Annotated in this window: 11 protein-coding genes and 6 pseudogenes; 6 read left to right on the top strand and 11 right to left on the bottom strand. The window is 59.5% G+C overall.

Annotated features, from left to right (window positions below; all coding sequences use genetic code 11):
* The 9 genes and pseudogenes from AB3X96_RS40885 to AB3X96_RS40845 form a co-directional block, all read right to left on the bottom strand.
* Positions 1–82, bottom strand: an 82-nt coding sequence (locus tag AB3X96_RS40885; protein WP_368594201.1) for a transposase, incomplete at its 3' end; no start/stop codon positions are given.
* A 95-nt stretch (positions 83–177) separates the two neighbouring features.
* Positions 178–333, bottom strand: a pseudogene (locus AB3X96_RS40880) (IS6 family transposase); the annotation flags it as partial.
* A 15-nt stretch (positions 334–348) separates the two neighbouring features.
* Positions 349–693 carry an HpcH/HpaI aldolase/citrate lyase family protein gene (locus AB3X96_RS40875; protein WP_368594200.1) on the bottom strand — a complete coding sequence of 115 codons (345 nt, stop codon included), beginning with the start codon at positions 691–693 and terminating at the stop codon, positions 349–351.
* Between the two features lie 8 nt (positions 694–701).
* Positions 702–1796, bottom strand: coding sequence for a cysteine protease StiP domain-containing protein (locus AB3X96_RS40870; RefSeq protein ID WP_368594199.1), 1095 nt, complete (start codon positions 1794–1796; stop codon positions 702–704).
* Positions 1789–2547, bottom strand: a complete 759-nt coding sequence (locus AB3X96_RS40865) for a trehalose phosphatase (protein ID WP_176112387.1) — start codon at positions 2545–2547, stop codon at positions 1789–1791. Before AB3X96_RS40865 ends, AB3X96_RS40870 begins: the two co-directional genes overlap by 8 nt.
* Positions 2537–3664: a phosphoribosyltransferase domain-containing protein gene (locus tag AB3X96_RS40860; RefSeq protein ID WP_368594198.1), complete on the bottom strand. Its 1128-nt coding sequence runs from the start codon at positions 3662–3664 to the stop codon at positions 2537–2539. The genes AB3X96_RS40865 and AB3X96_RS40860 overlap by 11 nt, the downstream gene beginning before the upstream one ends.
* A 125-nt stretch (positions 3665–3789) precedes the next feature.
* Positions 3790–4246 (bottom strand): annotated as a pseudogene (locus AB3X96_RS40855) (transposase); the annotation flags it as partial.
* Positions 4247–4553: 307 nt separating this feature from the next.
* A pseudogene (locus AB3X96_RS40850) lies at positions 4554–4884 on the bottom strand (transposase); the annotation flags it as partial.
* 155 nt (positions 4885–5039) lie between these two features.
* A pseudogene (locus AB3X96_RS40845) lies at positions 5040–5267 on the bottom strand (IS6 family transposase); the annotation flags it as partial.
* Positions 5268–6529: 1262 nt separating this feature from the next.
* On the opposite strand from AB3X96_RS40845, the gene AB3X96_RS40840 reads away from it, so the two are divergent.
* From AB3X96_RS40840 to AB3X96_RS40815, 6 genes and pseudogenes are all read left to right on the top strand, one after another.
* The gene (locus AB3X96_RS40840; RefSeq protein WP_176112385.1) at positions 6530–6862 is read left to right on the top strand and encodes a hypothetical protein; all 333 of its coding nucleotides are present in this window, start codon (positions 6530–6532) and stop codon (positions 6860–6862) included.
* 208 nt (positions 6863–7070) lie between these two features.
* On the top strand, positions 7071–8021 hold the full coding sequence (locus AB3X96_RS40835) for a branched-chain amino acid ABC transporter permease (RefSeq protein WP_176112384.1): 951 nt from the start codon (positions 7071–7073) through the stop codon (positions 8019–8021).
* 26 nt (positions 8022–8047) lie between these two features.
* On the top strand, positions 8048–9217 hold the full coding sequence (locus AB3X96_RS40830) for an ABC transporter ATP-binding protein (protein WP_176105254.1): 1170 nt from the start codon (positions 8048–8050) through the stop codon (positions 9215–9217).
* Between the two features lie 20 nt (positions 9218–9237).
* Positions 9238–10029, top strand: coding sequence for an ABC transporter ATP-binding protein (locus AB3X96_RS40825; RefSeq protein WP_027198609.1), 792 nt, complete (start codon positions 9238–9240; stop codon positions 10027–10029).
* A complete protein-coding gene (locus tag AB3X96_RS40820; protein WP_168991531.1) occupies positions 10029–10751 on the top strand; it encodes an ABC transporter ATP-binding protein in 723 nt (240 codons plus the stop codon). The genes AB3X96_RS40825 and AB3X96_RS40820 overlap by 1 nt, the downstream gene beginning before the upstream one ends.
* Before the next feature lie 334 nt (positions 10752–11085).
* Positions 11086–12488, top strand: a pseudogene (locus tag AB3X96_RS40815) (IS701 family transposase).
* 123 nt (positions 12489–12611) lie between these two features.
* Here AB3X96_RS40815 and AB3X96_RS40810 read toward each other — a convergent pair.
* Both AB3X96_RS40810 and AB3X96_RS40805 read right to left on the bottom strand, forming a co-directional pair.
* Positions 12612–13004, bottom strand: a complete 393-nt coding sequence (locus tag AB3X96_RS40810; protein WP_368594197.1) for a polymer-forming cytoskeletal protein — start codon at positions 13002–13004, stop codon at positions 12612–12614.
* Between the two features lie 620 nt (positions 13005–13624).
* A pseudogene (locus AB3X96_RS40805) lies at positions 13625–13862 on the bottom strand (hypothetical protein); the annotation flags it as partial.

The following is a 13862-nucleotide window of genomic DNA, read 5'->3' as shown; positions in this document are numbered from 1 at the left end:
TCAGCGTCAGATACGGCGCCGCGAAACTCCATTCCTCATCCGACACATCAGTCGGATACCCTTTGCGGCCCGTTGTTTTCATCCCGCCAGGATACCAGGTCTCAATCGAAGTTCCTAACACGCTCTAGTAAAGACCCGATACGATGCGGACTACTTATCCAGCCAGTGAATAGAATTGCTGTGCGGGATCCCGCGCTCGGCCATCATCTGTTCGAGATGACGCAGGCTCAGCGGATAGGCCACGTACCACCGAACGCACAGCAACATCACGTCCAGCGGGTAATGGAAGCGTTTGAGTACTTTTCCCACACCCGGACTCAGCTTCTCGGTCATCGATCAAGTCACCCATTAAGGCCCGTCGGCATACCAGACTGCCTTATTGCGACAGATCCCGACGAACCTGTCGACGTGCTTCATCAGCGGCCAGTCACTCAGCACTGCTGCCATCGCAGCATTGCGCGGCCGGAGGAACAGCAGGAGACCATGTTCAGGGCGGCCGCCCCAAGCCTCAACATCCATGAGGAGCGCCCGCAGGTTCGCGAGCGCGCTTTCGACGTCGATCGCCGCCACCGCGTCTTCCAGGCACACCACAAGTGAGCACAATTCCGAGATCTTGGTGCCGAAAACCACGTCCAGCATGTCACCGCGGGTAGCCGGCATGTACAGAGTCGCCCCGAGGGCGAACGCGGAAATGTCGCCCCTCAGCTGGGACTTCGTGTGATTGTCGCGGCACGATACGGACCCAGGTCCGCGCCAGCTTCCTCTACGGTCACGCCCGCGCGGTCAGTGAGATGCATTAACAATTGCACGTCGCTGTCGTTGCTATCACGTACCAGAACGTGATCAGGCACACGACGCAGAACCGCTCTGGTTGCTTCAGCGATACCCGGCTTCACGCGATTCAAGTTGAAGGTGCCAAAACGCGCTGCCAGTGAGGACACCACGTGATCAGCGGACGCTTGGAGGTCCAATCGCTGTTCGTTGGTCCATGGAATTGCGGGATAAACTTCGCCCAGCGCCCCACGTTCGGCCTCGATCTTATCGATGAACTCTCGGGTTACGTCATGCTTAGGCAGGTGGTCGTATGTCACGCAACCATGAAGCCCACCTTGAGTCGGCCAGATGGTGCGGGATATGAGGCCCGACACGGTTGCACCGAGGATGCCGGACGGAATTACCCAGTCCTCTGCAGAGCCAGCCAGCCAAGCGCGGCCGCAGGGGTCTGCTAGAACAACGAGGCGAGGCTCCGCTGGGAAGCGCTTGTCGTCGTCCAAGGTCCGCTTGAGCTCATCGGAGATTGCGCCTTTGCCGGTCCAACCATCCACGAAGGCGATCTTTTCGGCCCCATGCAGCTGGATGATGGCTTCCAGAGCCACCATGTCGATCCCGCGATCGCGAATGATGCTGACACCGTAGTGGTGAGTATCGCGGCCCATTTCGACGAGTGCCCGGCGCAGCAGGACACCGAGGGGCACGCCTGCGCGAACAAATGAAACCAGGGCGATGCTCGGCCCGGTGTAAGCGGCACTCAATGCCAATGCCAATGCCTGAACATTGGAAGCCATACGAGCGCCGTTCCGCGCCAGGGCATGGGTGTAGAGACCCTTGTGCACGTCGGTAGGAGCCTGCTCGAAGCTTATCATCTCGGAGTAGTGCTTCCGGTTCGTCTGAATCAGAAGCTCCTTTTCCTCAACGGCAGTGAAGCTCATCTGCACGCGTTGCAAAAGGAAATGCACATCTTCAGGGGCGTAGCTGCCGCTGCCGACGGTGCTCAGGGTGGCGAGAGGATTACTCATTGATGAGCTCCTTCACTACTGTTGCCAGTTGACTGCGCGCCGGCGTTGACCACATGTGACAGAGGTCCATGAACCCCAGGTCGGAGATGCTGTCACCGAAGCCCAGGACCGGCCGCTCGCCGTGGACTTCACGATCGCGGCGCAACCATTCTTGAACGGCGAAGCGTTTTTCCAAACCCGCAGGCAGGAGGGCGAGGTTGTTTCCATTAACGTGGGTGTGCATGCATTCCAACATGCTTCGAGATTGAACTTCGGTCAGCAACTCGGTGAGCACCGAGTCGTCGGACTCGTTGTGTTTGGTCAGCACGTAGTGGCGCAGACCTTTCTCTTCAACTACCCAACTGCGCAGGGAGTAGCCCAGTTCTTTGCCGATTTGCAGGGTGGCCTCCCTCAGTGTCGACAGCCGGTCTTGAAAGGTCCGGAGCGACTCGGCCATCTGTGCGTGCCAGGGCTGGTCAAGCGATCCGTCAGGGCGGAGCATCACGCCACCATGGGAGCAGATTGCACCTTCGGTGAAAGGAAGCTTGACGCGGTTGTAGGCCTCCACGCTACGTGCGGTAACCGGAACGACGTCGGCCGAGGCCAGCAGCCAGTTCAGGAAGAAGTTCTGGACCGGGTTCATGTACCCGTTGGGCTGCCCATGCACGTCCAGGGTGGCGATGATTCGTGGGGTGGCGTCCGCCATCTTACTTGCGGTCTGGAACAGGGTGTCGTCGAGGTCGACGAATATCAGCGGGCGATTACTGCTCATCGAGAATTATCTCCGCATTCAGGACATCAACCAGTTCTGCAGGGAGCGCTTGCGCCGGGGTTTCGGTGCAGACAAGAACTCGGTCGAATTGACCGGGCTTCACGTTGTAGAGGAAGTTCGGAATACCGAGGCCATAGTTGTCAGGAAACGACAGCGCGTGCTCGATGGCGTGGCCTATGGCTATAGGGGACCTGGTGGTAGCGCTGAAGTAGACGTCTGCCCCGGCTCGCTCCGCGCGCTCCGCCAGCAGGAAGGGACGCCAGACGAACTCACCGGTACCCACTACGACGACTTTCTCGCCGGGCTGGATCTGAATGTTCGGTGCGAGCGTGTCGTCCACGTGGCGAACGCCCAAGCGCCCCCAGTCATTGCGGGGTGAGAGAGGCCATCCGCCTATAGAAACGGCGCCGACACCTAGCATATCCGGCAGGGGCGCGGACTGATCTTCGTGGAACTGATACGAGCCGCTCAGCAAGGATACGGCGGTGGTCGACTCTCCGATGGCCTCACGCACAGCACCCCCAGACCAGTCCGTCAGGACGCACGTGACCACTCGCTCGATCTTGTTCAGGCCGGCTTCGATTAGTGCGCGGTGCAGGTTGAGAAAGGTCTTGCCGGTCGAAGCCTCATCATCCACCAAGATTAAAGATCGGGCCTGGAGCATCAAATCACGAACCTCGGGATCGACTGGCAGGTGGATTAAATGGGTGCTGGCATGACTGTGCTCTTCCTCGAATCGAGAAAAGAGGTCGGTACCCAAAGGATGACGGGTACTGGTGAGGTACACGCTGTCGGAACGCGTGGCACTGTAAGCACGGTGCACGCCGGCACCGAGGCCAACTGCGGCTTCGGCCACGCCTATTACCAGCACTGGGCCGGGCAGGTCCGCTGGGATCTCGCTGACGAGGCTCTCGAAACTGGCAGCCATGATCGATGGCCGCGTCGGCACGAGTCGTCCCAGAACTTTTGACACGAAGAGGAATGCCCGCTTTGGATTCCGGCGCTCTGCGAAACCGAACAGGGTAGCTGCGGGCAAGGCGGCGGCGTCGACTTTGACCTCGAGCAGTCCCCGCTTAAGTTGAGCGCGTAGGAACGTCGGTACTACATTGCTGTCCATGAACTGCTTCCTTGCGAAACGCTGATCAATGAGCCGATTGCCGATTGCCGATTGCTTGGCGGTGCGACTCGCGGCTTTTAAAAAACAGGACGGTCGTCGACGGCTGATTCTAAGCATCCGCGCGGGTGTATTTCCGGGGCACGGCTCTTTTCGGCATTCTTCGTCGACGGCGGTGTCGCGAAGATCGTGGCATCCACCGGCGTGCCTTCTTTCATCCCCGCGCTCGCATAGCGCGATGCCGATCTCATCGAACGGCTTTCGCGTCAACTCATGCTGCGACCAACAGGCGCTGAAACTTCACAGCGTGGCGGCATTCGGTAGGTTCTCGCGCGCCAAGCCGATGCCCGGGAACGCGCGCATCGCGAAACTGTCGTTCAGCGCGTCTTCAAGGCCTTCATCCGTCAGGCCGTACCACTGTTCAAGAAAGTAGATCCGCAGCATCCGCTCAGGTCCTATCGGCGGGCGGCCCCATTCGCCTTTCGGGTAGTACGGCCAGTTCGCCAACAGCAAGCGCTCCCACGGTACCACTTTCTCCATCTCTGCAAGGAAACGCTGACGCCTGATCACTTGCTTCTTGTCCAGACTTCCTACTTCTGCAAGACCGAGCTACCGCTTCATGATCGTGGGACCGATTCGTGAGCCTCCTGCTACAACGTCTTCGTCCTCATCACCGACGACCGCGTAGCCGATTGATCAGACTTTCCCAAGTTTGATGCGAGGTCGAGGACCTAACAGGCTGTCGAAAATCGCCTCGTTTTGACAACCGCGGCAATGTTTAAAGGGATTTCGTATGCAATTCGTCGCTGAGTTGCACATGGATCGTCCGGGGCACACCACAGGCGAGTGAGCCAGCCGGCGCGTTTTCGCCCGGTGGCCGCGTCCCGGCGACTCATTGCGCTGCTCCTCGCGGCACGGCCATCAGTATTCGGGCCATTCCGGTCAGGTTGCTCGCCAGCATCGTCAGTCTGAAGTGCTGGTGACCCGCTTGATGCCTCGATAGTTGGTCTGCCGAATTCTGCCATGGTCTTGCCCCAACCGGAGTACTCTTCGATGCGTTTAAGTTTCACCTGGTTGATGCCATAACCGGCGTGCCGCGAAGCGCGCCCATCAATCGCGCTTCCGTCTTGATGAGCAACGTTGCGCGCCACATGGGGAGTCACGTTGCGCGTCCGGCAATCACGAACAGAGTCGCACATGTCGTAAGCCTTGTCGGTCCCAACAGGATTTGGTCGCGAAAAGGAAACAGTCATAGCAAAGCGCGATATCATAGGATTGCTTATTTCGCCAGCGAGTAGAATTTCTAAGTAGCAGATCGTTGAATTGTTCGGGTATGTGTTCTGGCAGACCTTGATCGGCGTCTCGCGTTCGGCGGTGAGCGCTTGTAGCGCCGAAACGGCTTCTCTAAAACCGGCAACAGTTTGAGTGTCCAGCGATGCACAGTCGAATGGCGAACCGAAATTCCTCGTTCGCCATTCGACTGCTCGAGGTGACGTAGACTCAGCGGATACGCAGCGTACCGGCACACGCAGAGAAGGATTACGTCAAGCGGATAATGTAGGCTCTTGAGCACCTTCGCCACCGCGCGATTCAGGTTCTGCTTCATCGGCCAGATCGTCCGTCTTCGGGGCCTCAACATGGCAGGTCCCTTATTGGGAGAAAGCCTTGGTCATTTCTTTAGTCGGACGCCGATGCCCATGCACGTTCACCATGCTCCGCGACGACCCCAACTACCAACCACTTTAACTGCTTGATCACTTCATTCTGATGGCTCATCGATCGGATCGAACTTCATCACTGGATGAGCTTCGTAGCCCTGAAAACACTCACCGAAACGGCGTCCACTCGGATCGTTGAAGGTGTGATCGGGCAATCCTAACGGCAGTTCATCCCTGATACAAGCATAACTCGCTTAAGTCGGCATAAGTAGAATTTATGTGGCAAGGAAAAGTGAGCTGCTTGGATATAAGCCGAATTTATTTCATATTCCTAATCGCGCAAAATAGAATAGGGCCCTGCCTCGGTCCACCGCAGTATTGTGCCGGTGCCGGGGTACCTTGGTCCTTCTGAAGGAGGCAACGTAGCGTCGAAAGGGTGTTGGCCGCCCGAGCCCCGAAGCTGATCATTAGGCCATCAGGCTGTTGGTGCTATTTGAAAGCGCGGTTTTGTAGACAAGCCGGCGGTTGGCGTGACGAGGCGTAGACGGTCGATGCGCTGCTGCGCCCCCTCCTGCAATGGCTAATGCACATCGTTATTTCGGGATGGCGATTGATCAGCATTGGCGGTCCACAAAAAGGCGGCCGTTGACAAAAGGGTGGCGATTTGATCTCCGCTTGACGCGCGCAACGACGGGTAGGCGACACCGCTGAAAAATTGTCCAGGAGAGGTACCTGAACAACATAGCGTCACGTGAGATCGCTGCGCCATCAAAGGCATCATCAAGCTGATGTTCGCTTCAGGAATTTTTGGATCTGATGCGTCATTCTGTCGGGCACATAGAGATCATGCACATGAGTCAAAAAGGGTAAGTATGCGACGCTTGCAATTCAAGAGTCCCAGTCGAATAGTGCTATTCCTGGGCCACGCAACAGAAATTTCTGGTTCTGTGTGATCGCTTTTGACGCTAGCCTTAGCGGGATGCGATGCGGCTGCTGACGTGATCCGTGCGGCTCCGAGAAAATGTATTGATCCGTCAGTAACGCTTGGTCGAGAAGACGATGAATGCTGTCAAATGTCGCGTCGACACTCGGCGAAAAAAAGAACGCGCGGACTTTTGGAATATGTGGATTTGGCTGAAGCTTGCGTGCATATCGGGCAAAACGGATGGGAGCCCGTTATCAGTTGAGCAATACAAAGAGAGGGACATCCATGAATGGCATCAATCAGTCGTCCACTTCGGTCGCGGCACTGCCGTCCGGTGTCCGCGTGGCTGGACAGCCTAAATTCGCAACGGAGATAGTTGCTGAACCGCTGACAGGCGGGCAGTTGACCTTTGGAAAGAACGACGAAAGCGGTGTTCGAATCGCGGTTGAAGATGTGAACAAAGCATCAGCAGCGGCAAATCGTCGCTCGGTTGCGGTCGAAGTGCTATCGGAGGATGACGCAGTGGGTCGGGAACCGGGCGCGTACTCCGTTCAGAAACTCGTCTATTCGGGAGACACGACGGCGATCGGTCGCAGTATTTCTGGCGTGATTTCGTGACAGTGTACAAGCAGATGCAATTCTCGACCATGATCGGGAAGTCGCATTCGATCGGACAGGCGACTGGATCGACGCACATGTGACGGTCTGTGCGATTTGCGGCGATAGCCGCCATCGCACTCGATTATTTTTTGACAGGTAACGGACATCATCGGACTGTCCGTTACCCCGTATCAACCCGTAGGCGGTCAACTGGAGTAAGAGAGGCATGGACATTCTGGTCCAACAAATCATGAATGGACTGGTGCTTGGCAGTGTCTACGCCATCATCGCACTGGGCTACACGATGGTTTACGGCATTCTGGGCATCATCAACTTCGCTCACGGCGATGTGTTGATGGTGGGCGCGATGGTTGCGCTCTCCGCCATAGGTGTGCTGCAGAACCACTTCCCCGGCCTCGGCAACGTGCTGACGCTGGTCATCGCGCTGCTCATCGCGGCGGCGGTCTGCGCGGTGGTCGGCTACACGATCGAACGCGTGGCCTACCGGCCGTTGCGCCGCGCACCGCGTCTCGCGCCGCTGATCACCGCGATCGGTGTGTCGATTCTGCTGCAGACGCTCGCGATGATGATCTGGTCGCGCAATCCGCTGCCGTTCCCGCAGCTGTTGCCCACTGACCCGATCAACGTGATCAAGGCCACCGACACGACGCCCGGCGCCGTGATCTCGATGACCGAAATCGTGATCATCGTGGTGGCGTTCATCGTGATGGGCGGCCTGCTGCTGCTCGTGCATAAGACCAGGCTCGGCCGCGCGATGCGCGCGATCGCCGAGAATCCGAACGTCGCGAGCCTGATGGGTGTGAGCCCGAACTTCGTGATTTCGGCGACCTTCATGATCGGCTCGGCGCTCGCGGCGCTCGCCGGCGTGATGATCGCGTCCGAATACGGCAACGCGCACTTCTACATGGGCTTCATCCCTGGCCTGAAGGCCTTTACCGCGGCGGTGCTCGGCGGTATCGGCAATCTCGGCGGCGCGATGGTCGGCGGCGTGCTGCTCGGCCTGATCGAGCAGTTGGGCGCCGGCTATATCGGCAACCTCACGGGCGGCGTGTTCGGTAGTAACTACCAGGACGTGTTCGCGTTCATCGTGCTGATCGTCGTGCTCGTGTTCCGTCCGTCGGGTCTGCTCGGCGAACGTGTCGCGGATCGCGCCTGATCCCGGGCCACAAGGAGTCAACAATCATGACCTCAATTCAACCGATCGAGCCGTCCACAACGCTCATCCCCGAAAAGAACCGCACCAAGACGCTGACCATCGGCATCCTTACGACGATCTTCGTGATCGCCGCGCCGATGATCATCGGCGCTGCGGGCGGCAACTACTGGGTCCGCGTGCTCGACTTCGCGATGCTGTACGTGATGCTCGCGCTGGGCCTGAACGTGGTGGTGGGCTTTGCCGGCCTGCTCGACCTGGGCTACATCGCGTTCTACGCGATCGGTGCCTACACGGCCGCGCTGCTGAGCTCGCCACACCTGTCGACGCAATTCGAATGGATCGCGGCGCTCGCGCCGCACGGTTTGAACGTGCCGATCTGGATCATCGTGCCGATCGCGATGTCGCTGGCCGCGATGTTCGGGATTCTGCTCGGCGCGCCGACGCTGCGACTGCGTGGCGACTACCTGGCGATCGTGACCCTCGGCTTCGGGGAAATCGTGCGGATCTTCATGAACAACCTCGACCGTCCGGTGAATATCACCAATGGTCCGAAGGGGATCACCGGGATCGCTCCGGTGCAGATCGGCGGCTTCAGCTTCGCGCAGTCGCACTCGCTGTTCGGCATGCAGTTCCCGGCGGTGTATCTGTACTACTACCTGTTCGTGCTGTGCGCGCTGTTCGTGATCTGGACGTGTACGCGTCTGCAGCATTCGCGTATCGGCCGCGCGTGGGCCGCGATCCGCGAAGATGAAATTGCCGCCAAGGCGATGGGCATCAACACCCGCAACGTGAAGCTGCTCGCGTTCGCGATGGGCGCGTCGTTCGGCGGCTTGTCGGGCGCGATGTTCGGTGCGTTCCAGGGCTTCGTGTCGCCGGAGTCGTTCACGTTCTGGGAATCGGTCGTTGTGCTCGCCTGTGTGGTGCTCGGCGGCATGGGCCACATTCCCGGCGTGATTCTCGGCGCGGTGCTGCTCGCTGTGTTCCCCGAGTTCCTGCGCTCCACGATGGGTCCGCTGCAGAATATGATCTTCGGCCATGAAGTCGTCGATACCGAAGTGATCCGTCAGCTGCTGTACGGTCTGGCGATGGTCGTGATCATGCTGTATCGCTCGGAAGGCCTGTGGCCCGCGCCGAAGCACGAAGACAAGATTGCGAAGCTGGCGAAGCGTAGCGGCAAGAAGCCGGTGCGCGCATAAGGTCCGGTGGAGAAAAAGACATGAGCGATAACGTAAGCAACAACGCGGCGATCCGTCTGTCGGTGAAGGGCGTCAACAAGCGCTTCGGCGGTTTGCAGGCGCTTTCCGAGGTCGGCCTGCAGATCCGCGCGGGCGAAATCTACGGTCTGATCGGCCCGAACGGCGCCGGCAAGACGACCTTCTTCAACGTGATCACGGGTCTGTACACGCCGGATTCGGGCGAGTTCAAGCTCGACGGCGAGAACTACACGCCGACCGCGGTCTATCAGGTCGCGAAGGCGGGCATTGCGCGCACGTTCCAGAACATTCGCCTGTTCGGCGGCATGACCGCGCTCGAAAACGTGATGGTCGGCCGTCATGTGCGCACCAAACACGGTCTGCTCGGCGCGGTGTTCCAGACCCCGGCCGAACGCCAGGAAGAGCGCGAGATCAAGGAGCGCGCGCTCGAACTGCTCGACTACGTCGGCATCACGCAATACGCGGACTACACGTCGCGCAACCTGTCGTATGGCCACCAGCGTCGTCTGGAGATCGCGCGTGCGCTGGCGACGGATCCGAAGCTGCTCGCGCTCGACGAACCGGCGGCCGGCATGAACGCCACCGAGAAAGTCGAGCTGACCAAGCTGCTCGACAAGATCCGCGCGGACGGCAAGACGATTCTGCTGATCGAACACGACGTGAAGCTCGTGATGGGCCTGTGCAACCAGATGACGGTGCTCGACTACGGCAAGGTGATCGCACAGGGTCTGCCGCAGGACGTGCAGAAGGATGCGAAGGTGATCGAAGCTTATCTGGGTGCGGGGGTCCACTGATGTCCACGACGCAAGCAATGTTGAAAATCAAGGGCCTGCAGGTCAACTACGGCGGCATCCAGGCGGTAAAGGGTGTTGACCTCGAAGTCGGGCAGGGCGAACTCGTCACGCTGATCGGCGCGAACGGCGCGGGCAAGACCACGACGATGAAGGCGATCACCGGCCTGAAGGCGTACGCGGCCGGCGACATCGAGTACATGGGCCAGTCGATCAAAGGCCTGCCCGCGCACGAGTTGCTCAAGCGCGGTCTCGCGATGGTGCCGGAAGGTCGCGGCATCTTCGCGCGTATGTCGATCGTCGAGAACATGCAGATGGGCGCGTATCTGCGCAACGATACCGACGCCATCAAGTCGGACGTCGAGCGCATGTTCGGCTTCTTCCCGCGTCTGAAGGAGCGCGCCTCGCAATACGCGGGCACGCTGTCGGGCGGTGAGCAGCAGATGCTCGCGATGGCGCGCGCGATCATCTCGCGCCCGAAACTGCTGCTGCTCGACGAACCGTCGATGGGTCTGTCGCCGATCATGGTCGAGAAGATCTTCGAAGTGGTGCGCTCGATTTCCGCTGAAGGTATGACGGTGCTGCTCGTCGAGCAGAACGCGCGTCTCGCGCTGCAGGCGGCCAATCGCGGCTACGTGATGGACTCCGGTCTGATCACGATGTCGGGCGACGCGAAACAGATGCTCGACGATCCGAAGGTTCGGGCCGCTTACCTGGGAGAATAATGCTGTTGTGTGATACTGGCTACGGTAAGTCGGGTCCCGGCTTCCCGAACGATCCGCCGATGCCGAGGTCACGCTGATCAAAAAGCGCGCTTTGCACGTTAGATCATTTACAGGCATCCACGACTATGGCTATAACTCGCACCATCGCTTCAAGGACGACAGTGCCTAAGCGGGATCACTTTCCGCAGCGGTGTTGCGGGGTAGGTTCGATCCAGACGCGTTCAATCTGGATATTACAAATCAGCGGACGTCTAGTCTTACTGTGTCACAAAAACTTATTTGCAGCGAAGCGATACCTGGTAGTATTGAATAATACAGACTTCGGGCGATCGCGATGAGAGAAGATATCGACGAATTTGACGCGTATCTGAACCATCTGGCGCAGGCGTTAGGGCACGCCGATCGCCATGCCGGCCTTAAGGGTTACTGTTCGGGCCTGGTATTGCCGTTGTCACGCAAGAGCGTCGAGCCGATGGCCGCGCATATTGACCCACTTCATGCGAGTGCGAAGCACCAGTCACTCCACCATTTTGTGGCCAAGGCAGAATGGTCTGACCGGGCGGTCCTGCAGCGGGTACGCGAATGGGTGATGCCCGCGTTAGACGCGCACGCTGCTAAAGAAACCGGTTACTACTGGATTATTGACGACACCGGTTTTCCAAAGAAGGGACGTCATTCGGTCGGGATGGCACGTCAGTACTGTGGGCAACTCGGCAAACAGGACAACTGTCAGGTCGCAGTGAGCCTGTCGATCGCGACACAACGCGGCAGCCTGCCGATTGCCTGGCAGCTGTATGTCCCCAAGGAATGGATTGAAGACCGGGAACGTGCCCGTCGTGCGGGCATTCCCGACGATCTGGCTTTCAAGACCAAGCCCGAGATTGCGTTGACCCAACTTCGTGAGGCTATAGCATCCGGCGTTGCCCCGGGCATCGTGCTGGCCGATGCCGGGTACGGCGACGAAACCGCCTTCCGGGAGGGCGTAACTGAACTCGGTTTGTTGTACGCCGTAGGGATCCGGCCTGGCACCTCTGTGTGGGCACCCGGTACGGCGCCACTTCCACCCAGGCCATGGAGCCGGCGCGGCAAGCCACCGACATTGTTGCGCCGTGCGCCCGGCCACGAACCGCTCGCGGTGAAGGAACTGGCCATGCAATTGCCCGTGAACGCCTGGCAAACCGTCACCTGGCGGGAAGGCAGCAACGCAGCACTTTCCTCCCGCTTCGCCGCCGTGCGCGTTCGCCCCGCACATCGCGACTATTGGCGAAGTACCGTTCGCGACGAAGAATGGCTGCTCATTGAATGGCCTGATGGCGATACGGAGCCGCTCAAATACTTTCTCACTACCGCCCCCGAAGAGGCGACCCTCGAGCAGCTCGTGTTCGTGACCAAAATGCGCTGGCGCATCGAGCGCGACTATCAGGACCCGAAACAGGAGTTCGGGCTCGGCCATTACGAAGGGCGAGGCTGGCGTGGCTTGCACCACCACGCCACGCTGAGTATCGCTGCATATGGGTTTCTGATGGCTCAGCGACTCAGGATGCGCTCGGATGAGCGCGATAAAAAAACTTCCCGGAACGCGCGATGCCTGCCCTTCCCTCCGATTACATCCCCCGGGGCAGTCCAGCGCGTTCAACGCCACGTTCCCGATTCCATTACCACGTTGCGTATCCTGCTTGGACTACGGCTCATGCAACGATGGCATTCTTCCTGTACGGTAATAGGCTGCATAACTGATTATGTGACACAGTAAGACTAGGGGCTCGTCGATTGTCTGGCCGTCTGCGACCACCACGTTGCGTTTTTCGACCAAACCCTTCGTATTCACGACCTCGGAACGACAGTCGGCTGGCCCCATCATCAGGAGTCCGATGCGGCGCGTGACAACTGCTGAACGTTGCTTGCAGCGTTCTCTATCGTCAGATCGCTCCTGCGCTTGACCTGCCCTTCAAGTGACGCACGCGGGCCGAGACGGATCGTCCCGTAGTAGTAGACGTTGCCTATCACGCGGCCATTGATCTCCAGAGCGCCGCGGGCATGGACGTCGCCTTCGACGGTTCCGTCCACCCTGACATGCTCGCCTTCGACCTGACCCTTCACCATGCCTCCCGGGCCGATGTGGACGAGGCCGGAACTTGAAACGACATTCCCGTCCACGATGCCGAAGTTACTGATACCGTGATCGAGGATGACGTCACCGTGGATCGATAGCCCCGCGGACAGGAGCGTGACATTAAGCGGCTGTTGCTTCATCGGTCGCCTCATCAGAATAGCTGCACATCGCGCGACTTTGAGGGCTGTGCTTTGGGTTGCGCTGGAGCGGCCGGCTCGGCGATATCGCTGTTTGCAGTGGCCGCCGCGTGGTGGGTAAGGCGATGCAGAGGACGCAAGGCAGGGCGCGACTCGACCCTCGGAGCATCCTGCGCCGACCCGCCGGGAACCGCTTTCGCCTGGGTTGTGGCGGGCACAACTGGGGGCGTGCCGCGGGCTGGTTGTTATTCGGGGCATCGGTCACCTTCGGCGCAAGTTTGGAGGGCTCTGTTGCAGGCGACGGCGACGAAATCCCACTGACAGAAGTAGCGGACGGCGAAGATCGCTGCATCCGAATGGGGGATGCTGCTGCGTTTACGGCAGAAGCATGCGGAGCCTGGGCGACTGGAGCAGCCGGTAGAAGCGACTGAGAAGCGAGAGTGCGGGCATCGACGTCCGCGAGTGCGGACTGAGCCGCCGGTCTGTGCGTGTCGAGGTCACTCGACACAAGCGGACGTGCGGGCGCGGCGTTGATCGGCATCGTACCGTCGGAGCTGCCAGCAGGAACCGGAGACGACTTCGCCGGGTTGGGTGCGACCGGCACTTTCGGCGCCACGACCGTATCATGCATCGCGCGCCAGATACGCGCGGCGCTTACTCCACCGCCTGCAGCTAAAGCGGCAATCGCAAGCGCGAGGACTGCAGGCTTGCCGGCCTTGCGTAGCACAGTCCCAATACTCCGCTTGTGCAGTCACCTTTTCCTGAAGACGCTTTTCAAGAATTTCGATCTGTGCAGAAAGGGTGGCAATGACCGCCGCGTTCGCCCTGATCGCCAGCGCCACGTCCTCTTGCAGCCGCATC

Source organism: Paraburkholderia sp. BR13439 (assembly GCF_040948805.1).
Taxonomy (GTDB): Bacteria; Pseudomonadota; Gammaproteobacteria; order Burkholderiales; family Burkholderiaceae; genus Paraburkholderia; species Paraburkholderia youngii.
The sequence above is the reverse complement of the archived record's forward strand: the minus strand, read 5'-3'. Positions and strand labels throughout refer to the sequence as shown.

Bases quoted from the DNA above. Each gene is read 5' to 3' on its own strand.
- AB3X96_RS40860 (WP_368594198.1), bottom strand. From the start codon at position 3,664: ATGGACAGCAATGTAGTACCGACGTTCCTACGCGCTCAACTTAAGCGG.
- AB3X96_RS40830 (WP_176105254.1), top strand. From the start codon at position 8,048: ATGACCTCAATTCAACCGATCGAGCCGTCCACAACGCTCATCCCCGAA.
- AB3X96_RS40825 (WP_027198609.1), top strand. From the start codon at position 9,238: ATGAGCGATAACGTAAGCAACAACGCGGCGATCCGTCTGTCGGTGAAG.
- AB3X96_RS40820 (WP_168991531.1), top strand. From the start codon at position 10,029: ATGTCCACGACGCAAGCAATGTTGAAAATCAAGGGCCTGCAGGTCAAC.
- AB3X96_RS40835 (WP_176112384.1), top strand. From the start codon at position 7,071: ATGGACATTCTGGTCCAACAAATCATGAATGGACTGGTGCTTGGCAGT.
- AB3X96_RS40865 (WP_176112387.1), bottom strand. From the start codon at position 2,547: ATGAGCAGTAATCGCCCGCTGATATTCGTCGACCTCGACGACACCCTG.
- AB3X96_RS40810 (WP_368594197.1), bottom strand. From the start codon at position 13,004: ATGAAGCAACAGCCGCTTAATGTCACGCTCCTGTCCGCGGGGCTATCG.
- AB3X96_RS40840 (WP_176112385.1), top strand. From the start codon at position 6,530: ATGAATGGCATCAATCAGTCGTCCACTTCGGTCGCGGCACTGCCGTCC.
- AB3X96_RS40870 (WP_368594199.1), bottom strand. From the start codon at position 1,796: ATGAGTAATCCTCTCGCCACCCTGAGCACCGTCGGCAGCGGCAGCTAC.